At 59.0% G+C, this 23,467-nt stretch carries 26 protein-coding genes; 19 read left to right on the plus strand and 7 right to left on the minus strand.

Features of this window, described 5'->3' with window-relative positions; all coding sequences use genetic code 11:
- Positions 1 to 16: 16 nt before the first annotated feature.
- The 9 genes from MQE22_RS02780 to MQE22_RS02820 all read left to right on the plus strand — a co-directional run bounded on the left by MQE22_RS02780 (position 17) and on the right by MQE22_RS02820 (position 8,447).
- Complete coding sequence (locus tag MQE22_RS02780; protein WP_255790081.1) at positions 17 to 454, plus strand: glycine cleavage system protein H; 438 nt, start codon at positions 17 to 19, stop codon at positions 452 to 454.
- Between the two features lie 76 nt (positions 455 to 530).
- Positions 531 to 1,658 (plus strand): radical SAM protein, encoded by a 1,128-nt coding sequence (locus MQE22_RS02785; protein ID WP_255790083.1) that lies wholly within the window; start codon positions 531 to 533, stop codon positions 1,656 to 1,658.
- A 19-nt stretch (positions 1,659 to 1,677) separates the two neighbouring features.
- Complete coding sequence (locus MQE22_RS02790; protein WP_255790084.1) at positions 1,678 to 2,766, plus strand: lipoate--protein ligase family protein; 1,089 nt, start codon at positions 1,678 to 1,680, stop codon at positions 2,764 to 2,766.
- Positions 2,757 to 3,815, plus strand: coding sequence for a geranylgeranyl reductase family protein (locus MQE22_RS02795; protein WP_215872337.1), 1,059 nt, complete (start codon positions 2,757 to 2,759; stop codon positions 3,813 to 3,815). The genes MQE22_RS02790 and MQE22_RS02795 overlap by 10 nt, the downstream gene beginning before the upstream one ends.
- A 26-nt stretch (positions 3,816 to 3,841) precedes the next feature.
- Positions 3,842 to 4,978: a radical SAM protein gene (locus tag MQE22_RS02800; protein WP_215872336.1), complete on the plus strand. Its 1,137-nt coding sequence runs from the start codon at positions 3,842 to 3,844 to the stop codon at positions 4,976 to 4,978.
- 144 nt (positions 4,979 to 5,122) lie between these two features.
- Positions 5,123 to 6,517 (plus strand): OmpP1/FadL family transporter, encoded by a 1,395-nt coding sequence (locus MQE22_RS02805; RefSeq protein WP_226826897.1) that lies wholly within the window; start codon positions 5,123 to 5,125, stop codon positions 6,515 to 6,517.
- Between the two features lie 121 nt (positions 6,518 to 6,638).
- The gene (locus MQE22_RS02810) at positions 6,639 to 7,028 is read left to right on the plus strand and encodes a hypothetical protein (protein WP_215872334.1); all 390 of its coding nucleotides are present in this window, start codon (positions 6,639 to 6,641) and stop codon (positions 7,026 to 7,028) included.
- Positions 7,029 to 7,039: 11 nt separating this feature from the next.
- A complete protein-coding gene (locus MQE22_RS02815; protein ID WP_255790085.1) occupies positions 7,040 to 8,059 on the plus strand; it encodes a lipoyl protein ligase domain-containing protein in 1,020 nt (339 codons plus the stop codon).
- 16 nt (positions 8,060 to 8,075) lie between these two features.
- A complete protein-coding gene (locus tag MQE22_RS02820) occupies positions 8,076 to 8,447 on the plus strand; it encodes a hypothetical protein (protein WP_215872333.1) in 372 nt (123 codons plus the stop codon).
- 39 nt (positions 8,448 to 8,486) lie between these two features.
- Here the strand turns inward: MQE22_RS02820 and MQE22_RS02825 are convergent, their stop codons facing one another.
- Complete coding sequence (locus MQE22_RS02825; protein ID WP_215872332.1) at positions 8,487 to 8,810, minus strand: hypothetical protein; 324 nt, start codon at positions 8,808 to 8,810, stop codon at positions 8,487 to 8,489.
- A gap of 114 nt (positions 8,811 to 8,924) precedes the next feature.
- On the opposite strand from MQE22_RS02825, the gene MQE22_RS02830 reads away from it, so the two are divergent.
- Genes MQE22_RS02830 through MQE22_RS02850 form a run of 5 tightly spaced genes read left to right on the plus strand, consistent with a single transcriptional unit; the run spans position 8,925 to position 14,961 of the window.
- Entirely contained in the window at positions 8,925 to 9,323 is a 399-nt protein-coding gene (locus MQE22_RS02830; RefSeq protein WP_215872331.1) for a hypothetical protein, read from the plus strand.
- Positions 9,320 to 10,141 (plus strand): CbbQ/NirQ/NorQ/GpvN family protein, encoded by an 822-nt coding sequence (locus MQE22_RS02835; RefSeq protein ID WP_215872330.1) that lies wholly within the window; start codon positions 9,320 to 9,322, stop codon positions 10,139 to 10,141. The genes MQE22_RS02830 and MQE22_RS02835 overlap by 4 nt, the downstream gene beginning before the upstream one ends.
- Positions 10,142 to 10,148: 7 nt before the next feature.
- Positions 10,149 to 12,641 (plus strand): nitric oxide reductase activation protein NorD, encoded by a 2,493-nt coding sequence (locus MQE22_RS02840; protein WP_215872329.1) that lies wholly within the window; start codon positions 10,149 to 10,151, stop codon positions 12,639 to 12,641.
- Positions 12,638 to 13,819 carry an acetoin utilization protein AcuC gene (locus tag MQE22_RS02845; protein WP_215872328.1) on the plus strand — a complete coding sequence of 394 codons (1,182 nt, stop codon included), beginning with the start codon at positions 12,638 to 12,640 and terminating at the stop codon, positions 13,817 to 13,819. The genes MQE22_RS02840 and MQE22_RS02845 overlap by 4 nt, the downstream gene beginning before the upstream one ends.
- Positions 13,816 to 14,961: an aldo/keto reductase gene (locus MQE22_RS02850; protein ID WP_215872327.1), complete on the plus strand. Its 1,146-nt coding sequence runs from the start codon at positions 13,816 to 13,818 to the stop codon at positions 14,959 to 14,961. Before MQE22_RS02845 ends, MQE22_RS02850 begins: the two co-directional genes overlap by 4 nt.
- 37 nt (positions 14,962 to 14,998) lie before the next feature.
- Here the strand turns inward: MQE22_RS02850 and MQE22_RS02855 are convergent, their stop codons facing one another.
- Positions 14,999 to 15,583 carry a TM2 domain-containing protein gene (locus tag MQE22_RS02855; protein ID WP_215872326.1) on the minus strand — a complete coding sequence of 195 codons (585 nt, stop codon included), beginning with the start codon at positions 15,581 to 15,583 and terminating at the stop codon, positions 14,999 to 15,001.
- Between the two features lie 81 nt (positions 15,584 to 15,664).
- On the opposite strand from MQE22_RS02855, the gene MQE22_RS02860 reads away from it, so the two are divergent.
- From MQE22_RS02860 to MQE22_RS02875, 4 genes are read left to right on the plus strand one after another with little or no spacing between them, the layout of a single operon-like run.
- Entirely contained in the window at positions 15,665 to 16,600 is a 936-nt protein-coding gene (locus MQE22_RS02860; protein ID WP_215872325.1) for a selenium metabolism-associated LysR family transcriptional regulator, read from the plus strand.
- Complete coding sequence (locus tag MQE22_RS02865) at positions 16,597 to 17,352, plus strand: type 1 glutamine amidotransferase (RefSeq protein ID WP_215885756.1); 756 nt, start codon at positions 16,597 to 16,599, stop codon at positions 17,350 to 17,352. Before MQE22_RS02860 ends, MQE22_RS02865 begins: the two co-directional genes overlap by 4 nt.
- A complete protein-coding gene (locus tag MQE22_RS02870; protein ID WP_215872323.1) occupies positions 17,349 to 17,705 on the plus strand; it encodes a hypothetical protein in 357 nt (118 codons plus the stop codon). The genes MQE22_RS02865 and MQE22_RS02870 overlap by 4 nt, the downstream gene beginning before the upstream one ends.
- On the plus strand, positions 17,705 to 18,334 hold the full coding sequence (locus MQE22_RS02875; RefSeq protein ID WP_215872322.1) for a VTT domain-containing protein: 630 nt from the start codon (positions 17,705 to 17,707) through the stop codon (positions 18,332 to 18,334). The genes MQE22_RS02870 and MQE22_RS02875 overlap by 1 nt, the downstream gene beginning before the upstream one ends.
- An 8-nt stretch (positions 18,335 to 18,342) precedes the next feature.
- Here the strand turns inward: MQE22_RS02875 and MQE22_RS02880 are convergent, their stop codons facing one another.
- Genes MQE22_RS02880 through MQE22_RS02890 form a run of 3 tightly spaced genes read right to left on the minus strand, consistent with a single transcriptional unit; the run spans position 18,343 to position 20,328 of the window.
- Complete coding sequence (locus tag MQE22_RS02880; protein WP_215872321.1) at positions 18,343 to 18,738, minus strand: DUF805 domain-containing protein; 396 nt, start codon at positions 18,736 to 18,738, stop codon at positions 18,343 to 18,345.
- Between the two features lie 28 nt (positions 18,739 to 18,766).
- Entirely contained in the window at positions 18,767 to 19,636 is an 870-nt protein-coding gene (gene aguB / locus MQE22_RS02885; RefSeq protein WP_215872320.1) for an N-carbamoylputrescine amidase, read from the minus strand.
- A 41-nt stretch (positions 19,637 to 19,677) separates the two neighbouring features.
- Positions 19,678 to 20,328 carry a thioredoxin fold domain-containing protein gene (locus tag MQE22_RS02890; RefSeq protein WP_255790088.1) on the minus strand — a complete coding sequence of 217 codons (651 nt, stop codon included), beginning with the start codon at positions 20,326 to 20,328 and terminating at the stop codon, positions 19,678 to 19,680.
- Positions 20,329 to 20,623: 295 nt separating this feature from the next.
- Here MQE22_RS02890 and MQE22_RS02895 point away from each other — a divergent pair, with 295 nt between their 5' ends.
- Positions 20,624 to 21,703, plus strand: a complete 1,080-nt coding sequence (locus MQE22_RS02895) for a C40 family peptidase (RefSeq protein WP_226826988.1) — start codon at positions 20,624 to 20,626, stop codon at positions 21,701 to 21,703.
- A gap of 50 nt (positions 21,704 to 21,753) precedes the next feature.
- Here MQE22_RS02895 and ccsB read toward each other — a convergent pair whose 3' ends face one another.
- Entirely contained in the window at positions 21,754 to 22,917 is a 1,164-nt protein-coding gene (ccsB, locus tag MQE22_RS02900) for a c-type cytochrome biogenesis protein CcsB (protein WP_215872318.1), read from the minus strand.
- Between the two features lie 175 nt (positions 22,918 to 23,092).
- Positions 23,093 to 23,413: a hypothetical protein gene (locus MQE22_RS02905; protein WP_215872317.1), complete on the minus strand. Its 321-nt coding sequence runs from the start codon at positions 23,411 to 23,413 to the stop codon at positions 23,093 to 23,095.
- Positions 23,414 to 23,467: the final 54 nt, after the last annotated feature.

Below are 23,467 nucleotides of genomic sequence, written 5' to 3' on the forward strand. Positions count from 1 at the left end.
CCCTAAGGAGGGCATTATGGGTACTGTTCGTGGTTGTGAAATTCCGGAAGATCTGATGTACAACGTCGAAAACAACGTGTGGCTGCGCAAGGAAGACGATGGCAGCGTGACCATCGGCATGACCGCCTATGCCTGCGCCCTGGCCGGCGAGATCGTCTCCTATACTCCGAAGGCTGTAGGCAAGGACATCAAAAAAGACAAGTCCGCCGCTACCGTTGAATCCGGAAAATGGGTGGGTCCCTTGAAGAGCCCGGTCGGTGGTACGGTTACCGCGATCAACGATGAAGTGGCCAAGACCCCCGGCTTGATCAACAAGGATCCGTACGGGAGTGGCTGGATCTCCAAGCTGAATCCGACGGATTTCGCTGGCGACTCTGCCGAGCTCAAGACCGGAGCCGACGCTCTGGCGGCTTTCGAAGAGAAGATGAACGCTGACGGCTTCGCCGGCTGCTAAGATTTCTCTTGCCATCGCTCAGCGGCTGCCTCGGTAGCCGCTGCAGTCTTTTTACTGACGCAGGACGGACGAACTCATGAATCCATGGTTGGACGCTGTTTCCCAGGTAGAAGCCCTTGAAGACTTGCAACTCGATGCCAATCTGGTTGCGTCGATGCGCGAGCGTTGGCAGGGACTCTCGGGCAGCCAGGTCGGGCGGATGAACTTCTATACCCCATCGTTTCGGCATCATGAAACTTCCGAACTCTCCACCACGAGCTGCGGCAAAAATGCTTTCCCGGCCATTTCCATCACTGGTGGTGATTGCAAATTGCAATGTGACCATTGCAAGGCCAAAATTCTCGAACCGATGATCCCCGTGCGCTCTCCCGAAGAGCTCGATCGTCTAGTCGATCAGATTGTTCTGGATGGCGGACGCGGATTATTGTTGTCGGGCGGTTCTGATCACCAGAACGTCGTTCATTATGAACCGTATTTTCCGACCGTCAGCAAGATCAAGGCGCGCTACCCCAATCTGCAGATTGCCATGCACACGGGCATCGCTACGCCGGAATTCGCCCGTGGTATGGAGGATGCTGGAGTCGACGTTGCCATGATGGACGTCATTGGCGCCCAGGATACCATTTCCCAGGTCTACCATTTGCGCCGCAGTGTCGATGATTTCGAAGCCGCGCTGGAGGCGTTGGTCGCCACCAAGATGAAGGTGGTGCCGCATATTGTTATTGGGCTCCATTACGGCGAGATGCTGGGTGAGTGGAACTCCCTCGAAATCGTGCAGCGGCATCTGCCCAGCGCTCTAGTGCTGGTGGTGATCATGTCGCAGTATGCTAGCCAGAGTCGGCCCTTTGCCACCCCACCGAGCAACGAGGTCGGCAAATTCTTCATGGACGCACGTACGAGCCTCCCGGAAACACCGGTCTTGCTCGGCTGTGCACGGCCCAGTGGCGTGCATCGCATGGAAACTGATAGCTATGCGGTGATGGCAGGCCTGAATGGCATCGCTTTCCCCTCAGATGGTATGCTGGCGTTGGCCAAACATCTGGATCGCGACGTTTTCGTTACCCCCTCCTGCTGTTCGATGATCGTTGGCGAAGAGGTTCTTGCCCTTGGCGAGGAAAGTGGCGCTATCCCCCTCGATCACATCCCGGCTTCACCCAAGCGGCGCCCAGCACTGCGTGATATCCCTATTGTCGTGACCGCCTGAGTGCTGGAAGCGAAGGATTATGGCTGAGCGAGGGACAGGGCGGCAGTGCGACCAGGCGCAATGGGCGGTGATCGATACCGGCCTGCGCGATGCGGACGAGAATATGGCCCTCGACCACGCCCTGATGTCCGCCGTAGCCGACGGCAGGCAAGGTGCCAGCTTCCGCTTCCTGCATTTTCGTGACTGCGCCCTACTCGGGCATCATCAGTCCCCTCGACAGGAACTCGATCTCGACTTTTGCGCCCGGGAGAGTGTGCAGGTGCAACGCCGCCTGACCGGCGGCGGGGCCATCATCTTCGATGAAACCCAGCTGGGTTGGGAGTTGGTGTGTCGGCGGGAAGACCTGCCTGCTGGGGACATGAGCTTCTTGGCGCAAGAAATCTGCGAAGCGGCGGCCCTGGGTCTGCGCCAGCTCGGTATTGATGCGCAGTTTCGTCCGCGCAACGATATCGAAGTAGAGGGGCGGAAGATCTCCGGCACCGGCGGCATCATCGATGGTCAGGTGGTGCTCTTTCAGGGCACCGTCCTGATCGATCTGGATATCCCGCGGATGCTGCGCATCCTGCGCGTGCCGCTCGAAAAGCTCGATGCCCACGCGATACAGTCGGTCGCGGACCGCGTCACGAGTCTGCGTGCCTTGCTGGGGCGGCTACCCAGTAAGTCAGAGGTCAAAGAGGCATTGGTCGAGGGTTTCCGCGCCCACTTCGCTTGGGACATGCGCGAGACGCCGATGCCCGAAGTGCTGGCGACATACCTCCCCGAGGCCTTGGCTATCGTGCGCGACCCGGAATGGCTGCAACTGCAGGATCGCCCGCGCAGTGAGCAAGCTCTCTTGCAGGCCGTGCACCGGGGTAACGGTGGCACCTTGCGTAGTGAGCTGCTCTGGGACGAGCGCGGCAAACGGATTCGGCAAATCGCCTTCAGCGGCGATTTCTTTGTCCAACCGCGGCGCGCGGTTCTGGATTTGGAGGCCGCCCTGCGCAACAGTCATATCGAAGACTTACCGCAGATCGTTGAGCGTTGGTATCACGAGACCCCTGTCGATGCATTGGGTCTGCAGCCAAGCGATTTCGTCCAGGTCGTACGCGAGGCGTTGCCATGCGCGTGATCGACTGCGACGTACTCGTGGTGGGCATGGGACCGGGGGGCGCGGCAGCGGCCCGGGTCGCCGCTGCCGCAGGTTTGCATACCATTGCCGTCGACAAGCGCAGTGAGATTGGCGTTCCAGTGCAGTGTGCCGAGTTTGTTCCCAATCCGCTTATGCGCACGGTACATGAGACGCTGTCGCGGGTGCAGGAGGTGAGCGGCATGCTCACCGTCCTGCCCTCTGGAGCCGCGGAGCATTCGGCGTTTCCCGGCCTGATGATCGACCGCGCGCGCTTTGATCAAGGCCTGGCAGAGCTCGCCGAAGCCGCGGGGGCAACGATCTGGCGACGCACCCAATTCCGCTCCTGGGATGGTGAGCTTGCCGTAGTGCAGCGCGACGGCGAGAGCATCGCCCTACGCCCACGTTTTCTTCTTGGCGCTGACGGGCCCCATAGTGCCGTAGCGGTAGCTCTCGGTCTGGAGGATCAGGCGGTGGTCTTCACCCGCCAATACACCGTGCCACTCCTGCAGGAATACTTTGATACCGACATCTTCCTCTCCGATGCCTTTCCCGGTGGCTATGCTTGGCTCTTTCCCCGTGGCGCGGTGGCGAATTTGGGGCTGGGGGCGGATCGTCGTTTCGAGAGCAACCTCAAGGTACCTCTGGAGACTCTGCACCAGCAGATGCAGGAGCGCGGTATCGTTGGAGCAGAGATCCTTGGGCGCACCGGAGGTGCGATTCCGGTGGGGGGAATCCGCCCCATGGTACATGCGCGGGCCCTGTTGCTGGGAGATGCTGCAGGTCTGACGCATCCCATTACCGGCGCCGGCATCCCGGCGGCAGTCATCAGCGGCGAAGCCGCCGGGCGGGCGACCGTCGCTTGGCTGGCAGGTGATACGGATGCCCTCGAAGAGTACGCAGAGGATATGACGGACCAATTCGGTCCGGCGCTCCAGCGCGCCGTACAGCGGCGGCGCGAACTGGAAGCCGTCTGGCGCAAGCCGGCGGCACAGGAGGATCGCGTGATGCGGTCTGGATGGATTGCTTTTGAGGAATATTTTGCCGCCTGAGGGCGGATTGTCGAGGAGGATGTCCCATGAGTGCGGTAGCCCCGGAAACCAATCAACCCCTGAACTTCTATCGGCCCGATTACTTCGTCAAGACGCCGGCCATGCGGTCTCCCGACTATGTGCAGTTGAGCACGGCGGCAGCCATCACCCTGGGACTCATTCCCGGGGTGATGCACCGCACCAGCTGCACCCATTGCCTGAATCTGTTGATGACCTATCCCGAAGGTTGTCGCGCCAACTGCACCTACTGCGGTCTGGCCCGGCATCGGGAGGAAAGCCGCGACTACGCCGACCGTAACTTCATCCGTGTCGACTGGCCGACGGTTCGGGTGGACGAGATGCTGGAGCGGATTGCCGCCAACAGTGACAAGGGACAGTTCGAGCGCATGTGCATCAGCATGATCACCCACCCCGATTCCGACTACGATACCCAAGTGGTGCTCAAGCGGTGGATGGAGGCGGCGCCGCATATTCCGGTGTCGATCCTGTCCAACCCCACGACCATGGAGAAACAGGACCTCATCACCCTGAAAGAGCTGGGTGCGGATATCTTCACCGTGGCTCTCGATGCGGTCACCCCGGAAATCTTCGAACGCACCCGCGGCAAGACCGTGCAAAGCCCCCATTCCTGGGACAAGTATTGGCAGGCGATCGAGTGGGCTGCCGAGATCTACGGGCCGGAGAAGTTTGGTGCTCATCTGATCTGTGGCATGGGCGAGACCGAGCAGGAAATCCTGCAGGTTTGCCAGCGGATGAAGGATATGGGCGGGCACAACCACATGTTTGCCTTCTTCCCGGAAAAGGGCTCGATGATGGAAGATTGGGATCCGGTACCGCAGGACCAGTGGCGGCGGGTGCAGTTGGGTCGCTTTCTCATTGATTATGCTGGTGGTCGTTTTGAAGACATGAGCTTTGATGAGTATGGTCGGGTGGCAGACTTTGGCTTCCCGCAGGCGGAACTCGAGGACATTATCGACTCGGGCAAGCCCTTCCAGACTTCCGGTTGCCCGGGTAAGGATGACGAAGAGGTGAGCGCCTGCAATCGTCCCTATGGGGACTCTTCGCCGTCCGACATCCGCTCCTTCCCCTTCGTCCTCAACAAGCAGGATGTGGAGATCGTGCGGCGTCAGATGCGCCTGAAGGACCTGCAGTTCCCCGGTTGATCTGGATCACTGCGAAAAGAAGGGGCCCGAGTGGCCCCTTTCTCGTTTCATTAGAATGTTATGATAAGAAATATCATCAAATCACAGTATTTTCTCTTTTGATCGAAGCGAAAAAACTTTGATTGTGACAGTTCTTGCAACACCTTGTTCTATCCGCCACAATCAAAATACGTTTTGACAACAGAGGGCGAGGAAGTGAAGAAGACGAAAATTTTAGGCTATGCAGTTGCCGCGGCCATCGCTGCTGCGGGGTTCTCCAGCAATGCTTTCGCTACCAATGGCTATCAGTTGATCGGCGTTGGTCAGTATGCCGTAGGTATGGGTGGTGCCGTGGTAGCAGCCCCCGATGACCCTTTGTCTGCCGCCATCAGCAACCCGGCGGGTCTGGCCCTGATGCGTCCGCAGGCGGCCTTCTCTGCCGAGATCTTCAACCCTACCCGCAAGACCAATATGGGTTTTGGGGAAATTGGTAGCCACAGCAATGTGTATGGCATTCCGGCTATCGGCTGGGTTGCGCCTGCCTTTGGTGACGGTATCGTGTTCGGTGGTGGTGTGTATGGTACATCCGGATTGGGTGTAAACTATCTGCAGCAAGTGCCTTCACAAATTCCTGGCTATCCAAACAGCTATGCGCAAGCGTATAGCAGCATCACGTTCATTCAGATGGCTCCCTCGATTGCTATGAAGGTGAATTCCCACTTAGCAGTTGGTGCTTCGTTGAACATTGCTGCGGAGCAAGGTTCTTTCCAGCAGACCATGACGGGATATGCCCCGGGATCTGTAATGACGCCGAATGGCCAGATGTCTCCAATAGGGCCAATCGCGCAAACTGGCGGTCTTAATCTTTCGACTCCCTCGTGGGCCTATGGCGTTGGAGTGACCATTGGAGCGCTGTACAAGGTTAACGACATGGTAACCTTGGGTGCGACGTACAAGTCGCCCATGATCTTTACGCCATTGACTTTTCAGGCTGGAGCGCAAACCGCTCCCAACCGTACTCCTGGTAGCCCAGGTCAGTACAGTGGTCATTTGAACTATCCCCAGCAGGTGGCTCTGGGTATAGCAATTCGACCCATTCGTCAATGGCTGATTAGTGTAGAGGGACAATGGATCAACTGGCACAACACCCTCAATACTTTCAATATCTATGGCCCATGGCAAGGCACAAATGTAGAAGCGTTGCCTCTGAACTGGCGTAACCAGTGGGTTGCCAACTTTGGTACCCAGTATGATGTAAACGACTGGCTGCAGGTCCGTGCTGGTTATGCCTGGGGATCCAACCCGGTGCCGAACAACAGTAACGCGATTGCTGCCAACACCATCTTCCCGGCTGTTGTCCAGAATGCCATCACCTTTGGTGCCACGCAGAAACTGGGGATGGGCTGGAAGCTGACGGAAGCGTACATGCACGAGTTTGCCAATACCATGACCGGCGCGCCTGGATCGGCCCCCTTTGCGTACTATGGCGATCAGCAGGCTGCTGCGTCCTCGACCCTGGCCGAGAATTCCTACGGCGTCCAGGTCGGCTACGACTTCTAAGACTCTTACCCCTCCTCAAGGGTACGGGGGAGACGCAAGTCTCCCCCTTTTTGCGTTCTACGGGCTTGCATCGAGGGCCGGCAGGCCAGACACTAGGCAGCAGTGGATACACGAGGAGCCTATGAAGACCATACCGATTGCCGATGTCAGTACCCTTAAGAACGAACTCAACAAATACAAGAAGGGTAAGAAGCTCGAAATTCCCCGTTTCAACCAGCTGGCGCGTATGGGCTATCTGGGACGCCTGATCATGACGCCTCTCGACCCCGAAGATCCTGCGTGTAAGTCTTATTTGGTACATATACAGGAGCCGCAGGGGTTGGCCGCCCATTTCATCGAACTCGATGAAGACTTGATCGATGCCATCTTGATCCTCGATGGCGAGCAGGCGATGGCCATTGCTGCCATCATGCAGCAGGGCGTGCAGGATCGCGCCCGCTGGCACGAGGAGCTCAACGAGCGCGATTTCTACTTTTCCTCGTTTTACCGGCCTAAGGAGCGCGCCGAGTAGAGTCGAGCATCGTGCTCGCAGAGCAAAGGAAACTGCGCTGGCTGGATCTCGGGCATTTGACTGCCGAGGAGCTGCATCAGTCCTATCAGGCCCTGGCAGAGGCGCGCCGTGCCGATGATCCTGCGTTCCTTGTGCTGGCGACGGCCGATGCGCATCTGAGCCTCGGTGCTGCTCAGGCTGCCTCCGCGGAGCTGAATGAGGCTGCTTGCGCATCCATAGCTGTCCTGCAGCGGCCTCTCGGCGGTGGGTTGGTCTGGGTGGAGCCGGCACATCTGAATTACTTTCTCCTGGCTACCCCAGATGTGCAGTGTCGGCGTCCGGAGGACTTGCTGGCGCGGCTGGCGCCCTCCATTCAAGCCGTTCATGCGCAGTATGGTTTGCCAGTGAAGCTCGCGGCGGGGCAGGAGTTTCGCTGTCGCGGGCGACGCATTGGCAGTACTGGTGCTGCTACCATCGGTAAGAGTCTGGTGCTGGCCGGGAGTTTTCTGCTGCAGACTGACTGGCATCCCTTTGTTGCCAGTGTCGCCGCGCCGTCACCCGGGTTCCGCAATACCCTGGCGCGCGCCCTGTCCGCCTCCCTCACCAGCTGGGAAACTGAGCTAGGGCTCAAGTTAATGCCCAGCCATGCCGATCTGCAGAGTACGTGGAAGGCGCAACTGCTGGCCCAGGGCTGGCAGATTTTTGAGGAGGAGCTCCACGCCAGCGAGCGTGCCGCATGGCAGCAGGTAGAATGGGAGCCTATGGATTGGCAGAGCCAGGGCCGCCGGCGGGTACGCAATGGTATCAAGCTGCGCGCTGGGGCATTCCTCACCGAACAACACTGGCCGGATGCCTGGCTGCGTGTCTGGACGGAAGACGGTTGCTATCGGGAAGTGGAGAGCGATGCCTGGCCGCCGGAGCTCAGTTGGGCCCTGGCTGGCGTTGCTGCTCGGTCTCCCTTGCTGGCCAGCCTCTTGGATGGCTATCTGGGTAGCAGCGCCAGGCTGTGGCAGCAACGACTGGAAGAACTTTCCGTCTGGTCCGATCAATGAAGAACAGGAGAATGGGATGCCGAGTATCGAAGATCGTTTACGTAAACGTCTGATATGGATGACGAGCGATGAGGAAATGCTTGATCTCGCGCGTGACAGTCTGCCAGCAGAGTGGTCGCTGACTGCAGCTCTGGCGGTGGAAGATTTTGACGATTGGCAGGAGATCCTGCTGCATCGTTTTCTGGTGTTGGATTTGGGAGACCCGGCGATCGATCACGCGGTGATCGACGAAATCCGTCGTGAACACCAGCTGAATATCCCCATTTTCTGCTATGGGGGCAGCGAAGAAGACCGGCTGGCTGCCCGCTCGGCGCGGGCCGACCGCTTCTTCAATCAGGATGAAATCCTACAGAAACTGCCGGAATTCGTGCGCCAATTTTCCTGGTAACGCAGTCAGTGCCCGTCACTAGGCGGGCACCGCAGTCGATCAGCCAACCTTGGCGTGCGCCTCGGTGTCGAGGAGCAGCTCGTGGCTTTCGCTCTGTCCGTCGCTGGAAACCGTCAGGGTGGCAACCCGCACGCCCGCATCCTTGAAGGTCAGCTCGTAGGAGAACATGCCGGGCAACTCTACATTGCTCTCTTTCAGGGTCTTGCCTTCGCAGGTCAGGCTCACCTTGGCGCTGCCTTGCCCGTCGAGCATGGCTTGGATGCGAAAGGGATGACCCACCACGCGACGATAGACCTGCGGGTCACGATTGGTGTTGTACTGCAGGTTGTTCAGTTTGACCATCTTGACGAGTGTCTTGCTCATGAAAGCCCCTTTTCCGTGCATAAAATCCATTATGGATGTCGATAGGTAAAACACGCTTATCCTAGACGAAGCAGAGGAAAAAAGGTAGCTTAAAGCAAGGCGAGAGGAGTTCTCATGTACGACAAAACCCTGACGCTGGCGCGTCTGGACGCGGCGCAAGCTCGTATCGAGGCGCTTGGGCGCAATGCTGCAAATCACGAGTTTTCTGCAAATCTGCAGGAAGGCATGGCGATTGCGAGCGACATATTGCAGGCGTTGCTGGCATCCGAAGGCAAAGAATCCGATCCGGATGCGGATCTGCTCGCGCTCTGGAAAACCCTGGTGAAGGGGCAACCGCACTGGAATACCATCCGCGATAATTGCCGCGAACTGGTGTATTACCAGAATTGTCTGGCAATGGATCGCGTAGATGCCTTGCCGCCGCAACCGCAAAAAATGCTGTTACACACCCTGCGCCATTTATATCTATATGCCCGCAGCCATGCCGAACAATCGCAAGAGGAGACATCATGAGTCGGAGCAGCCACGGCGACAATGCCCTGCGCTATATCAGCGAAGAACCGTTTTACCAGCCGGTGGGAAATGAGCTGGGGATCTTCATGGCGGCCTGGGGGCGGCGCCTGCCGGTCATGCTCAAGGGGCCGACGGGCTGTGGCAAGACCCGTTTTCTCGAGCACATGGCATGGCGCCTCAAGCGCCCGCTGATCACCGTAGCCTGTCATGAGGATCTGACCAGCTCGGACCTGGTGGGACGTTTTCTGATCGAAGGTGACGAAACCGTTTGGCAGGACGGTCCTCTCACCCGCGCGGTGCGTGAGGGCGCCATCTGTTATCTGGATGAAGTCGTCGAGGCGCGCACCGACACCACCGTCGTCATCCATCCCCTGACCGACCATCGCCGTCATCTGCCCATCGATAAACTGGGGACGGAACTCAGCGCGCATCCCGATTTTTTGTTGGTGATTTCCTACAATCCCGGTTACCAGACGGTGCTGAAGGATCTCAAACCTTCCACCAAGCAGCGTTTTGTCGGAATGAACTTCACCTACCCCCCCGCAGAGCTGGAAGCGCAGATCGTGATGCGGGAGTCGGGGCTGGATGCCGAGCGCTCCAGCAAGCTGGTGCAGGGAGCGGCCAAGGCTCGCAATCTCAAGGATCAGGGTCTGCAAGAGGTCACCTCTACCCGTGCTCTGGTCTATGCCGGTACCCTGATGGCGGCGGGGCTGGCCCCCCTCGAAGCAATCGAGGCCGCCATCATCAGCCCGCAGACAGACGATCCCGAACTCGCCGCGGCGCTGACGGAAATCTTTACCACCTTCTTCGGCGCCTGAGGCCGACGTGTCTGCCGCCAGCGAGGAGATCCTCGAGCATCTGGAAGCGGTCAGTTTTGTCGCCGGACGCGATGCTCGGGCGGCCGTGCCCGCCGTTGAAGCGCTCGGCGAGGCAGCCGTCTTGCGGTATCTGGAGACAGGCCGCGATCTCTTTTTTTATGACCGCGAGGCGGGCAAGGCCTTTTTCCATGCAACCGAGACTCTGGTGCGCGCCTTTGGCGGTCTCGACCCCTGGCTCGAACAGGCGCGCATCTTCCTGACCCAGCGCGGCACCTTTCGTGCAGCGGTAGGGTATTTCGAGCAAGCCGCCCAGGCTCGCGAGGAATACGGCGTGGCCGGAGAGAAGATCTGGTACGAAGAAGGCGCGGACTGGATCGGTCGTCATGTCGATAGCGCCGCGGCGTATTTTCGCACGCCCATCGCCCGGCTCTTTGGCAGCTATGGTGCCGAGGACCTGCGCACCCTGCTGGCGCCGGCACGGGAGCTGGCCAAAGGACGTCTGGGGCTGGCCAGTTACCTCGAGGGTGCAATCAAGGTGCGCGCCATCTGTGGATTGGATGGGGTACAGGACTGGGCCTTGCGCGGTCGCGACATTCTTGCCGCCGGCCGCATTCGCGGCGAGGCCTGGTACAAACTCGAAAGCGACGAGGCCCGTGCTTTTTTGCTGGAGGTCTTGCCGGGCTTCCGCATCGGTCCGCACAAACGGCTCTTTGCCCTGCTCTTGCAGGCCTGGACGGGACTGCATCTGCCCTTTGAGGACGGCGACTGGAGTGTAGAGGGCGGGCGCAGCTTTCTCGAAACCGATGGCCGCAGCCTCTTCGTGCCGGCGGTGATGCCCGATCGGGAGGAGGCCATCCTCGCCTTCTACCACACTGGTGCACATCTCGCCTTTGGCAGCTACGATGAAGACGCTATCCATGCGCTCTTCCGCGAAATCGGTACGGAACATCCGCCGCTCGACGCCGATCAGCGCATCACCTGGCGGCCGCTTTTTGCCCAGTTTGGTCAGGATCTGCTGCGCTTTCAGCTGATCTTCGACATTCTGGAAGACCTACGCGTCGATCTCGCCATGGAACGCGAAATGCCAGGTTATCTGCCGCGGCTGCTGCGCGTCGCGGAGCAGCGGTCGGTGCCCCCTGGTGCGGCCGGGGCCTATTGGCGCGAGGCCCTGCAGCTTACTCGTTCCGCTGTATCCGGGCAGCTCCCCAGCGAATTGGCCTCTCTTGCTTCTCCCACCGCTAGCATCCTCGACGCCTTCCGTCTGGCCTTGGCACGCTACGCGCACACCGGGCTTCCCGCCATCACTCTGGCGGAACGAGCGGCAGCATTCCTGCCCGGACACTCCCCCAATGCCGCGCGGCCCGTCTACCCCCGCAAACATGGCCAGACTGAGGTGGTGGAGATGGATGCTGGGGGGCAACTCGGTGCTGCCGGCCACAAAGAAAAGCCGCGCGAAGCGCCGCAGCAAGCGGAAGGCAACGATCCAGACATGGAGATCCCGCCCGAGGACATTCAAGGTACCGGTGGCCGGGTAGGGGTGGGGATTCCTATGCCGGCCAAGGTGCATGGCAGTGGCCGCGGGGTGCAGGGGCCGAAAGGCGGTTGGCCCTACAAGGAATGGGACTACCGCCAGGAAAAGTACAAAGACAACTGGGCACGGGTGCACGAGCGCAAACTGCGCGAGCAGGACGAGGCACGGGCAGTGGAGATCGCCGCCGAGTATGACGGCACCATGCGCCGCCTGAAGAAGGCCCTGCAAGCACAAAAGCCAACGCGCATGGCACCATTGCGGCGACAAAAGGAAGGTGAAGAGCCGGATATCGATGCTGCCGTGCAGTTTGTCGTCGAGCGTCGCGCCGGGCAGAGCCCCAAGGCCAATATCTACCGCCAACGCCGACCCTTGCAACGCGATACTGCCGTACTCCTGCTGGCCGATCTCTCCACTTCGATCATGGCCGAGGCGGCAGACACCGGCATTCGTGTGGTCGACCGCCTCCGCGCGGCCATGTTGCTCTTTGGCGAGGCCCTGGTCGAGGTGGGCGATCCCTTTGCTCTCTATGGCTTTGCCAGCAAGTATCATCAAGAGGTCCTGCTCTACCCAATCAAGCGCTTCGACGAGCGCTTCGACGCGCGGGCACGGGCGGTGCTCGGTGGCCTGAGCGGACGCCTGGCAACGCGCATGGGTGCGGCAATTCGTCACAGTACCCGGCAGTTGCTGCGCAGCCCCGCGCAACGGCGCTTGCTGTTGATTCTTTCGGATGGGCGGCCGGCTGATTACGACGATGGCGGTGACCCCCGCTATCTGCAGGAAGACACGCGCATGGCGGTGCGCGAAGCGCGGGATCTCGGGGTACATGCCTTCTGTATCAGTCTCGATCCGCGCGGCGGCGATTATCTGCCCCTGGTCTTTGGGCAGGGGCACTATCTGGTCCTGCCCCAGATCGACCATTTGCCGCAGCGACTTCCGGAAATCTACCTGCGCCTGCGAGGGCATGGATGAACGAGGCCGCGCTCCTGCAGGAGCGGATTCCAGCAACGTCTCCGGCGCTCTTCGTGGGGGCGGCGCGCTATCGCCGGAACAGCTACGGCAAAAATCATCCCCTGGCCATTCCGCGCGTCTCTTTGACCCTCGATCTTATCAACAGCTACGGGGCGATGGGTGCAGGGGAGTATCGCCTGGGCCGCCCTGCCAGCCATATTGAGCTCTGGGGCTTTCACACCCGCGAGTACATTCAGGCGTTTGAGAAGGCGCAGTTTCGGGGTCGCGTCACCGATCAGGATCGCCGCGTCTACCAGCTTGGCACCTTGGAGAACCCCTATTTCCCGGGTTTTTTTGACACCCCTAATCTGGCAACCGGGTCGAGTATCCAGGCGGCCGAACTGGTGTTGCAGGGGCAGACGGCCTTCAGTCCAGCGGGGGGGATGCATCATGCAGCGCCGCATCAGGCGCGCGGGTTCTGTTATCTGAACGATCCGGTACTGGCCATTCAGCGGCTGCGTCGTACGGGTCTGCGGGTATTGTATTGGGATCTGGACGCACATCATGGCGATGGGGTGGAGGCTGCCTTCGTCGATGATCCCTTGGTGCAGACGGTTTCCATCCACATGGATACCGCCTATGCCTATCCCTTTCATGGCGGCGGCCTCGCTGACCAGGCCGGTGGGGCGCTGAACCTGCCACTGCCGCCGGAGGTCAACGACACGGAGTACCGGCAGGTATTTACCGCTCTCTGGCCGCGGGTGATGGAAAGCTTTACGCCAGAGGTGGTGGTATTGCAGGCAGGTACCGACATCCTTGCCCCAGATCCACTCAGCAAGTTTCGCATCAGTAACGTCTTTTTTTGGGAGATGGCACGGCGCATCGTGGCCGACAGCCCGCGCCTTTTGGTGTTGGGCGGGGGCGGTTATCATCCCATCGCCCTGGCGCGCTGCTGGACTGGTCTCTGGGCGATTCTCTCCGGCCGGGAGTTGCCGGCTACCCTGCCTGCGCCCGGCCGCGCGCTGCTTGCAGCGGTGGACTGGGAGCTCAATGATGAAGACGCTCCGGATTATTCGCGGCAGTTCGAACGCCTCGATGACCTGCCTTGTGAAGGCCCGATACGGGCGGAGATCGGCGAGCGGCTAAGAGCCCTTTTCCAGGAGCACCCCCTTTTCCGCGATAGGAGAGTCCAGGTATGAGTGACACCCCTGATCTAGTCCCTGGTGCCGCCAACAGTCTGGCGACCAAAAAGTATGCCGAACGCTTTGTTGCGGCGGGTCTGCCCGAGGGACATTACAGTGATTTTCTCAACACCCGTATCAAGCTCTCTTCCCTTGGCGTGGGCACCTTCCCCGGCGCTATCGACGAGGTAACCGATGTGGCAGTTGCCGCCATTGTGGCGCAAGCCCTGCAATCGGGGATCAATGTGATCGATACCGGTGCCAATTACCGCTATGGAAGAGCAGGCCGCGCGGTAGGTGCCGGGATTGCCAAGGCCCTGCAGGCGGGTATACAGCGGGAGGAGTTCTTCGTGCTGGGTAAGGGGGGATTTCTCACCTTTGCCAATGGGAAACCAGAGAATCTCGAAACCTTCTTTGCCGAGGAGGTCGAGGCCAAAGGACGCGGCAAAAAAGAAGATCTTGCCCATGGTATCCACTGCCTCAGCCCGGAATATCTCCTTTGGCAACTCGATGAGCTGCGCGCGCAGACGGGCCTGGCAACCCTGGACGCCTTCCTGGTGGATCAGCCCGAGGTGCAAATCCCCGTCATCGGCAAGGAGCAGGTCTACCGGAAGTTGATCGAGGTCTTCGCCGCGTTGGAGGGTGCGGTGGCGGAGGGCAAACTACGCTACTACGGGATTTCCACCTTCAACGCCTGTCGGGTGGAGACCGATAATCCCTTGTTTCAGTCGATGACCAGCCTGCTGGGCTTGGCGGAGAAGGCGGCGGGGGAGGGTAAACGCCACCACCTGCGTATCGTCGAACTTCCCTTCAACGCGCTGATGCCCGAGGCCTATACGCGCTTCAGTCAGGTGACTGGCCAAGGGAACATCGCGTCTACTATTCAGGCGGCCTATCAGCTCAAGCTAACCGTCATGGCCAGTCATCCGCTGGGTAAGGGGCTGCTGGGGCGGGAAGAGGTGCCATCATTGCAAGAGGCCATGCCCGAGCTGGCCAATGCTGCGCAGCGCGCTACGCAATTTGTCCGCTCGACGCCCGGAATTGCGGTAACCCTGGTGGGTATGAGCAACCCCCTGCACTTGGCTGATTTTCTCGCCGTTGCCCAGCAGGCGCCTCTGGAGAAAGAGCGCTTCCTGGCCATGTTCGAGAAGGAGAAGTAGGGTCTATATTCTCCTTACTGAGCAGAAAAGACGTTTCCTACGGCCGCTCGGTGTCGCTTTCCTTTTTCTTTTTGCTGATCTCGGCGAGGAGGCGCTCCTGTTCAGCAAAGGACAGGCGGCGGCTGCCGGCCGTGAAACCTTTTTTGGTCGCAGCAGGTTCGGCCGGATGTCCAGCGCGTTCGCTTTCCTTGACGTTCCGGTATTCCCGTAATTCCTTCTCCCACTGCTGGCCGGCATCGAGGTTTTCCGGGCGCCCCTGAAAATCCTTGGGCGCCGCTGGCGTCTGCTGCGCAAACCAGGCCGCCTTGCGTTGCTCACGGTTGTGTTGGCTCACCCAGTTGCCCAAGTGGCGCAAGTCGATCAGCGCGGCGACCAGTATCAATACCCCCAGGCCCAAGGGAAACGGCCATGGCAGTGTCAATGCGAGGATGACCACCACCAAGCTGGCGACAGGATATGCCCAGGCCAGTGGGCGCTGTAGATAAAACCGGTGTAGGCCAAGGAGGAAGCCTAGCCAGGTTAGGTATGCGGTAGTGGTTTTTTTTTGCAGTTGCTGCAGGCGAATCTGCACGCTCTGCAGCCCCTCGCCCTTGAGGTCGAGCTTCTCCCAGGCCTTCGGCACAAGTGATCTCCCGGAATAATGTGTTGAACCGCTCTGATATTACCCCTAAACTCTGGCAAAGTCGCGGGCGACGGGAAAAATATGGCAGACAGACGATTGCAGGTCTTTCACACGGTGGCGCGTTTGTTGAGCTTCACCAAGGCGGCAGAGACCCTGCACATGACACAACCGGCGGTGACCTTCCAGGTCAAGCAACTGGAAGAGCAGTTCAACACCCGCCTCTTTGATCGTACCCATAACCGCATCAGCCTCACGGAGGCGGGTATGGTGGTGTACGAATACTCAGAACGGATTCTGTCGTTGTATTCAGAAATGTCCAACCGTGTCGGCGAGATGACCGGAGATCTGCGCGGCCATCTGCTGATCGGCGCCAGTACGACGATCGCCGAATACATGCTGCCGCGGGTCCTCGGCGATTTCAAAATGAAGTACCCGGATGTCCAGGTGCGCCTGCACGTCGGCAACACCGACAAGATCGTGCACATGATCGAAGATAACAGTATCGATCTGGGCCTGGTCGAAGGAGTGGTGACCAACAAGAGCCTGGCCACGCTGAAGTGCTGCATGGACAACATGATCGTTATCGCGCCTGCGGATCATGCGTTGTCGGAACATCAGACGGTTTCCGCTCGAGAACTGCTCGACTTCCCCTTCGTATCACGAGAAGAGGGCTCCGGTACCCGGGAAGTCACCATGGAATACCTCAGTCAGGAAGGTGTCGATCCCCAAGATCTGCATATCACCATGGAGCTGGGCAGCCCGGAGGCCGTCAAGGGGGCGGTGGAGGGTGGCTTGGGGGTTGCGGTTGTCTCCGAGGCAACGGTGCTCAAAGAGCTCGCCCTGGGTTCCATTGTCGCTCGCCCGCTCAATCCACCCCTGGCGCGGCCTTACTTTTTCGTTTACCAGAAACAGAAGTTCCGCAGTCTGGTGATGGACGAGTTCCTCGAATTTTCCAAAGAGCGTTGCGCCAAGGATTTTCTCACCTTGCCCAAACAACGCGGGGTGATCCGTTCATGAAGCATTTTGCGGTCGTTCAGCACAGTTATTCCGAGTTTTTGGGCATTATCGAGAGTCAGCTGGAAAAACGAGACATCGGGTTCAGTTATTTCCGTGTTTTTCTCAATCAGGAGTTGCCGAGTAGCGCGCTGACTTTCGACGCATTGTTCCTGCTCGGTGGCCCGATGTCCCCCCTGGAGCAGGACAAATATCCCTGGCTGGAACAGGAGCTGCAGACCATTGCTGCCTTTCGCAAGGCCGGACGGCCCATTGTGGGTTTGGGACTGGGAGCATTGCTGATTGCTCAGCAAGAGGGTGCGGAGTTGTCGCTGGAGCCCTACCACAATGCCTATTTTACCACCGCCCATGCGACGGAAGCGGGGCGCAACGATCCCCTGGCGCAGGCAGTCGACGGACGCCAGGTCATGGTTTGGGCAGCGGGTACTGCCCAACTGCCGGACGCCATCGAGCCCTTGGTCGTAGACGATGAAGGTCGCTGGATCGCCTTCCGACCGAATGACGGTAGCGCCATGGCCTTGCTCTTTCGCCCGGAAATGAAGCCGGGCCTGATTGAAGACATTCTCATGGAAGAGGATCGGGAAACGCCAGACAATATTGGGGACTTGCTGGCGCAGGCGCGCGAGCTCTGGCCCGAGATGCAGAAGACCACGGATCTGGTACTGGTGGCCTTGGTGCAGGAACTTTCCTTGATGTCCGAGAAGCGTAAGCCACGCGTTTTTTCCCTCAATTTGGCTCCGGCAGATAAATCATGAATGCGTATGAGCGCCGCTTACTGCGCGTGAGCCGCAAGCTGGATGATGCCCAGCGCGAGCAACTGCTGACCTTTGCCGAGTTTCTTGTCAGTCGCAGAAAGGATGCGGCCGCCAATGCCGACGCTGCCGTTCTCGAACCCTTGCAGATTCCGGCGCGGGAGGGGGAGACGGTGGTCGGGGCCATCAAGCGCCTGCGCGAGGCCTACCACATGCTCGACGCCAAGGTGATGCTCAACGACACCGCCTCGGTGATGTCCAAGCATGCGGTCGGCGGCCTGCCCGCAGCAGAGGCAATCACTGAGTTGGAAAGCCTATTTCTACGCCATTACGAGCGTTATCGCGACGAACCTTGATGTTACACCTGCTGCAGGTGGCCCTGCATTTCGATCAGTGGTTGGCTCTGTTCCTGCAGGAATACGGAGCATGGGTGTATCTCGGCCTCTTTCTCATCCTCTTTGCCGAGACGGGGCTGGTGATCATGCCCATCCTGCCTGGGGATTCCATGCTTTTTGTCTGCGGTACGCTAGCCGGCGCTGGCCATATGTCGCTGGCGATTCTGATTCCTTTGCTGGTATCCGCGGCGGTGCTGGGAGATGCACTCAATTACAGTCTGGGCCGACGTTTCGGGCCACATCTGTTTTCGGGTCGCTGGCGTCTGCAGCCCGGTCATCTGGCGAAGACCGAGGCCTTTTATCGCAAGCATGGGGGTAAGGCCATCATCATTGGCCGCTTTTTGCCGATCATTCGCACCTTTGTGCCTTTTGTTGCCGGCATCGCGCGCTTGCCTTGGGCGCGCTTTACCTCTTTCAATGTGGTCGGCGCGGTGCTATGGATTGTCGGCCTCCTGTTCGCAGGATTCTTCCTGGGTCGCTTGCCTTGGGTGAAGGCCTACCTCACCCCATTCCTGCTTTTGATCATCCTGATTTCCTTGTTTCCGGCGTTTCTGGCGTGGTTCCAGAATCGCCGGCAGACAACGGGGTAAAGCGATCTTCAGACGGGCACGCTATCGTAGTAAGGGCCGAAGCGTTCGCCGGCTGGTCGCGCGGGGAAGATGGTAATGATCAAGAGCGCAAGGGATCCGATATAGGGAACGAAATAAAGCAGCAACAGCCAGGCGGAAAGCCCAACGTCGTGCAGACGGCGCGCTTGCGTCGCGAGATTTGGAAGAAAGGTGGCGAGAAGATATATCCCATAAAGTCCAATCACCAGAACGCCAGATGTCGATTTCTCCCCCGCAGAATATGCGCCGAGTATGCCGCCGAGTATGACGATACCAATGAAGATCAGAAAGTTAAAAAGGGCAAACCACCAGTATTCGGCGCGGGACATACGCCCATCGAAGCGCGCATAATTGTGGAAGATCGCATGGGTATAGGCATCGATCATACGCATGTTACTCTCCTTGGTGAAAAAATTAATTTTGAATGTTACCGTCAAAGCTACAAATAGGGGCGTATAGATCGGGGCGCCGGTCGCGGAACAGACCCCAATCGATACGTTGGCGAGCGATGGCGGCAAGATCCAGATCGGCGTGTATGAATCCTTCTTCCAGATCGGCCTGGGCCATAAGCGCACCTGTACCATCGGTAATGAAGGAGCCACCATAGAAGGTGATGCTGGCGCTCTCCCCATCCTCTTTCCCAATGCGGTTGGCGGCAATGACGGGCAGGACGTTGGCGGCGGCGTGACCCTGCATGGTGCGGGTCCAATGGTCGCGACTATGGATCTCGGGCGCCGTGGGCTCGGAGCCGATGGCAGTGGGGTAGAGCAACATCTCTGCCCCTTGCAAGGCGAGGACGCGGGCCGTTTCGGGAAACCACTGATCCCAGCAAATGGCTACGCCAAGCCGGCCAAAACGAGTGGGAAAGACCCGAAAGCCAGTGTCACCGGGGCTGAAGTAAAATTTTTCCTGATAGCCGGGGCCATCGGGAATATGCGCCTTGCGATAGAGTCCCAGATCCCGGCCATCGGCATCATAGGTGACGAGGCTGTTGAAATAGGCATTGCCAGCGCGCTCAAAGAAGCTCACGGGCAGTACGACGCCAAGTTCGGCCGCCAGGGTCTGCATGCGGAGCAGGGCAGGATCCTCTGCGCGGGGGCGGGCAAGGGCAAAAAAATCGATGTTCTGGTCCTTGCAAAAGTATGGGGTACTGAACAGTTCTTGCAGAAGGATGATCTGCGCACCGGACGCAGCCGCTTGGCGCACCCAGTGCTCGGCCTTGGCCAGGTTGACGGAGCGATCTTCCGAAATGGCCATTTGCATGGCAGCTACCCGTACCTGCATGATTCCTCCGCGATTTTCCTTTGGCGAAGGATACGTGGGGGCTACTGAGCTGGCAAGTTCTTGGCCTGCTCTGGGATGCCCTTCAGAACGTCACGTAGGCTGTTTGGCCCCAGGGCCTTCTGCACAACCTGATAGCTTCCGTCCTTTTCCGGGTAGATCATGGTGGGTACGATTTTCTGTCCAATGCTGGTCAATAACGCAAGGTTGTCCTTGAGGATTTTTTCACTGCGGGCATCGGGGAGTACCTCGGGCACTCCCCCGAAGTGCTCCATGTTGAACTTCTTCTCGTTTTCCAGGATGGCCGCAAGGGGATCTTTCGCCTGCAAGATGTAGGCGGCTTTTTCCTGGCTGCTGCCCGGATCCAGAAACCCGACCAGCAGATAGCGTACCTGCAGATGCATGGGTTTGATCAGGGGTTGCAACTCGTCGATGAGCACATGGCAGTAAGGACAGTTGGGATCGAAGATCACGTAGAGCACGCGCGCCCCATTACCCTGCGCAATCCAGTGGCTCTGTCCCAACTGCGACCATACTTTGGCCGGGACTGCGCCAACTCGCGCAAGTGCCGTGCCAGGGATAAGAGGCAGAAGCAGGAGCGCGAGGGCGAAACCTAGCCGGATATTTTTGTAACCGTTTGTAAGTCCGAGGAAATTTCTCCAAAATCTAGACCAGAAAACTTTGCTCGTAGCCACAATGCACCTCCGCTAGACCGCCTTCTCTGGGAGTAAGCAGAATTTGCGCCAGCAGAAAGTTATCACCCTGTTTCAAGCGGCTGACAAATGCTTGCGCGATGGAACGTTTTCGCCTAGATTCCCAAACAGGTGTTATGGGGCATTCGTGTTAGTTATGGCTAATACAGTGCATCAAGTGTAGGGAGGCGATCTGCCGTCGTGGTCTGAGGCGGCGTTGGGTCGGGGCGTGTCTCTGCCTGTGGTTCTCGCGATAGAACCCATGCAGCGACGCTTCCAGGGCGTTTGGAGGAACGCGATGCGTAGAAGCTTGTTGGGGGTGGCGGTAACGCTGGCGGTATTTTTTTCAGGGACGGTCATGGCGCAGGCGCATACCAAACCGCGCCATCACGAAGTGGGTAAGCGTACGCACGCCGTCACCTATCATCACAAGGCCAGGCCCGTGCTGCACCGACAGCGCCACGTCGACGAGTCATCTGTTTACCGCGACACTCTCGATACCCAGCCGGCCAGTTTCGATAGCCTCGCCCCCAGCGCGCTGCAATTGATGCATCTTTCCCCTGTGCCCTTTGCGGGGGTAGGCGCTGCACCGCAGGCCAATCCCTTGCCACATTATTCCTTCTCGCGCCCCATCCCTGATGAAGTGCATCCCGTGGATTCGGCACATTTCATCAATGCGGCTCTGATCCTTGACAAAGTGGCGGATAACGCGCCTGTGGCTGCCGCTCCGGCAGTCAAGGCGAGTGAGGCCGTGGCCGTGACACCAGCCACAGAAAATACCGTGTCATCGCGCCCGAGTGGAACGCTGGGGGTTGCCCTGCAGATGCTTGCCAGTCAGGCCTACTACTGGGCGAGTCATCCCCTGGAGGCGCTGCAGCAGGAAGGGGACTTTGCTGCTGGAGACAACGCCCGCTCTGAACTGCGCAACGATGTGGCTTTGGCGGCGCAGGACGCGACGGCAGAAGCAGTCCCCGACAATGGTAGCTGGCTTTCACCTCATGGTCTGGTTTCAGCAGCTTTGCGTTTTATCGGTGCGCCTTATGTGTGGGGCGGGACCAGTCCGCGTACAGGCTTCGACTGCAGTGGGTTTGTGAAGTACATCTTCGCCAAGTTTGACATCTTCGTTCCGCGTACGTCCTACGCGCAGGCGGCCGCCCTGCCGGCAATCCCCCGCCGGGACCTGAAGCCGGGTGATCTGGTCTTTTTCAACACCATGCATCGCGCATTTTCCCATGTTGGCATCTACATCGGTAAAGGCAAGTTTGTGAGTGCGCAAACGCCAGCTACGGGCGTGCAGGTAGCCAGTCTCAGCGATCCCTACTGGGCCGCGCGTTTTGACGGTGCCCGTCGGCTGCCGCACGGGGTCAGCCTTTCCTGATCTTCGCGTAATGAGAGGCGAGGCTTGCGGCCTCGCCTGGGCTCTGTGATTCAGAGTTTCCCGTAGGAGTGGAGACCGCCCAAGAAAAGATTGACGCCAATGAAACAGATGGTGACGACGATGAGGCTGATCAGCGCCCACCAGGCCATCGGGCGTCCATGCCAGCTTTTCTGGCTGCGCGCATGCAGAAAACCGGCGTAATTCAGCCAGACGATCAGAGCCCAGGTCTCTTTGGGGTCCCAAGACCAGAAACCACCCCAGGCTTTCGCCGCCCAGACCGCTCCGAGAATGGTGCCGACAGTAAAAAACAGGAATCCGAAAGCGATAGTCCCCGAGTAGCTGCGCTCTAAGATTTCCAGACTGGGTAGGCGATCACGCAAAAAACCACCCTGTTTGACTGCGCGGTCCTTGAGCAGATAAGCAAGGCCGGCCATGGCAGAGATGTAGAAGTTTGCGTAGGCGACAAACATCGATGGTACGTGAATCTTCATCCAGAAGCTTTGCAGTGCGGGAATCAATGGCGCAATGCGGTCGAGGTGATAGGCCGCGCCCACCCAGAACATGAAGATGTCGGCAATCAGCACCAAGGGCAGAACAAACGCCCCGAGACCACGGCTCTGGCTCTCTTCTTCGTAGTACAGGTAGAACAGGATGGTCATGGCACAGAACAATGCCATGACGTCGTAGATGTCGCTGACGGGAATGTGCCCCCAACTGGGATGGCCGATGTAGGTTTCCCGCCAGCGAATGGCGAGCCCGGCGAAGCCTAATGCCGATGCCGCCCAGGCAAAGCGTTGACCCCAGCGTCCGCCAGTCTCGCTGCCCCGAAAGAGGTAGGCGTAGTAGCCAATGGCACTGCAGAGAATGGCAACGCTCATCCAGTCAAACATGGCATTGCTGTGGAGGAAGTAGCGCAGAAGCAGGCTATCTCCATCGCGGTAGCCGAGGCCGTAGAGTCCTACGCCAACACCGGCAATCGCCAACACCGCCAGAGTGAACAAACGAAAGTGCGGCCATTTCAGGCCAAACCACAGTAGGCCGGCGTACCACAGAGCGAGGATGATGTACTGCCACATCCAGAACTGTGCCTGAAAAACTACCCAGATGCCAACGGCGCCGACAGTGAGAAAGGCCGTCCAGGCGAGATTTTGTTTGAGACCGCTTGGGAACGGTTTGTCAAAACGGGTGTACTGCTGTTCGATTTGAACAGACATGATGCGGTTGCCTCCCTGATTTTGCTGTTTTGCTGTCGAAGTGTAGCAATTCTGGGGCCGCACGATCAGGTTCAGGGGGATCGCGATTTGTAGTGCACAGTCGATTCCCGGCTGGACCGTACTGCACAATTCCCGGAAAAAAACTGCCCGGGCTGGGACAGACCCGGAAAACGTGCTAGGGATTTGGCGCGCTGCTGTCATCCAGGCGGGCCAGCAGGCGGAAGCCGCCAATCATGCCGCCAATACGCTGCTGTAGTTCTGCCTCCCAGTCTGGCCCTAGTGGCCAGGACTTCCCGCGGGTGTGGCTGGCGAGTTCCAACTTGTCTGGGTCTCGTCCATCCAATAGGATCAACAAATCAGGCCAGTCTCGATCCAGGTGTTCATGTCGCGCTTCCAGCCATTTTCCGCCAGACTGCTCGGCCAGCGCGACCGCACGCTTGGCGGTTTCCGGGTATTGTTCGTGCAAAAAGACGATATGAGCGCGACGTTTATACATGCGCGGCAGGGTAAACCGCTCGATTTTTTTTGTCGAGTTGCCCGTTGGACCAGC

The sequence above is a fragment of the Acidithiobacillus sp. YTS05 genome, assembly GCF_024396695.1.
GTDB classification, from domain to species: Bacteria; Pseudomonadota; Gammaproteobacteria; order Acidithiobacillales; family Acidithiobacillaceae; genus Igneacidithiobacillus; species Igneacidithiobacillus copahuensis.

What these genes read in the sequence shown, in the direction of transcription:
- MQE22_RS02780 (WP_255790081.1), top strand. Translation starts at nt 17, where the DNA reads ATGGGTACTGTTCGTGGTTGTGAAATTCCGGAAGATCTGATGTACAAC.
- MQE22_RS02785 (WP_255790083.1), top strand. Translation starts at nt 531, where the DNA reads ATGAATCCATGGTTGGACGCTGTTTCCCAGGTAGAAGCCCTTGAAGAC.
- MQE22_RS02790 (WP_255790084.1), top strand. Translation starts at nt 1,678, where the DNA reads ATGGCTGAGCGAGGGACAGGGCGGCAGTGCGACCAGGCGCAATGGGCG.
- MQE22_RS02795 (WP_215872337.1), top strand. Translation starts at nt 2,757, where the DNA reads ATGCGCGTGATCGACTGCGACGTACTCGTGGTGGGCATGGGACCGGGG.
- MQE22_RS02800 (WP_215872336.1), top strand. Translation starts at nt 3,842, where the DNA reads ATGAGTGCGGTAGCCCCGGAAACCAATCAACCCCTGAACTTCTATCGG.
- MQE22_RS02810 (WP_215872334.1), top strand. Translation starts at nt 6,639, where the DNA reads ATGAAGACCATACCGATTGCCGATGTCAGTACCCTTAAGAACGAACTC.
- MQE22_RS02820 (WP_215872333.1), top strand. Translation starts at nt 8,076, where the DNA reads ATGCCGAGTATCGAAGATCGTTTACGTAAACGTCTGATATGGATGACG.
- MQE22_RS02825 (WP_215872332.1), bottom strand. Translation starts at nt 8,810, where the DNA reads ATGAGCAAGACACTCGTCAAGATGGTCAAACTGAACAACCTGCAGTAC.
- MQE22_RS02830 (WP_215872331.1), top strand. Translation starts at nt 8,925, where the DNA reads ATGTACGACAAAACCCTGACGCTGGCGCGTCTGGACGCGGCGCAAGCT.
- MQE22_RS02835 (WP_215872330.1), top strand. Translation starts at nt 9,320, where the DNA reads ATGAGTCGGAGCAGCCACGGCGACAATGCCCTGCGCTATATCAGCGAA.
- MQE22_RS02845 (WP_215872328.1), top strand. Translation starts at nt 12,638, where the DNA reads ATGAACGAGGCCGCGCTCCTGCAGGAGCGGATTCCAGCAACGTCTCCG.
- MQE22_RS02850 (WP_215872327.1), top strand. Translation starts at nt 13,816, where the DNA reads ATGAGTGACACCCCTGATCTAGTCCCTGGTGCCGCCAACAGTCTGGCG.
- MQE22_RS02860 (WP_215872325.1), top strand. Translation starts at nt 15,665, where the DNA reads ATGGCAGACAGACGATTGCAGGTCTTTCACACGGTGGCGCGTTTGTTG.
- MQE22_RS02865 (WP_215885756.1), top strand. Translation starts at nt 16,597, where the DNA reads ATGAAGCATTTTGCGGTCGTTCAGCACAGTTATTCCGAGTTTTTGGGC.
- MQE22_RS02870 (WP_215872323.1), top strand. Translation starts at nt 17,349, where the DNA reads ATGAATGCGTATGAGCGCCGCTTACTGCGCGTGAGCCGCAAGCTGGAT.
- MQE22_RS02875 (WP_215872322.1), top strand. Translation starts at nt 17,705, where the DNA reads ATGTTACACCTGCTGCAGGTGGCCCTGCATTTCGATCAGTGGTTGGCT.
- MQE22_RS02880 (WP_215872321.1), bottom strand. Translation starts at nt 18,738, where the DNA reads ATGATCGATGCCTATACCCATGCGATCTTCCACAATTATGCGCGCTTC.
- aguB (WP_215872320.1), bottom strand. Translation starts at nt 19,636, where the DNA reads ATGCAGGTACGGGTAGCTGCCATGCAAATGGCCATTTCGGAAGATCGC.
- MQE22_RS02895 (WP_226826988.1), top strand. Translation starts at nt 20,624, where the DNA reads ATGCGTAGAAGCTTGTTGGGGGTGGCGGTAACGCTGGCGGTATTTTTT.
- ccsB (WP_215872318.1), bottom strand. Translation starts at nt 22,917, where the DNA reads ATGTCTGTTCAAATCGAACAGCAGTACACCCGTTTTGACAAACCGTTC.
- MQE22_RS02905 (WP_215872317.1), bottom strand. Translation starts at nt 23,413, where the DNA reads ATGTATAAACGTCGCGCTCATATCGTCTTTTTGCACGAACAATACCCG.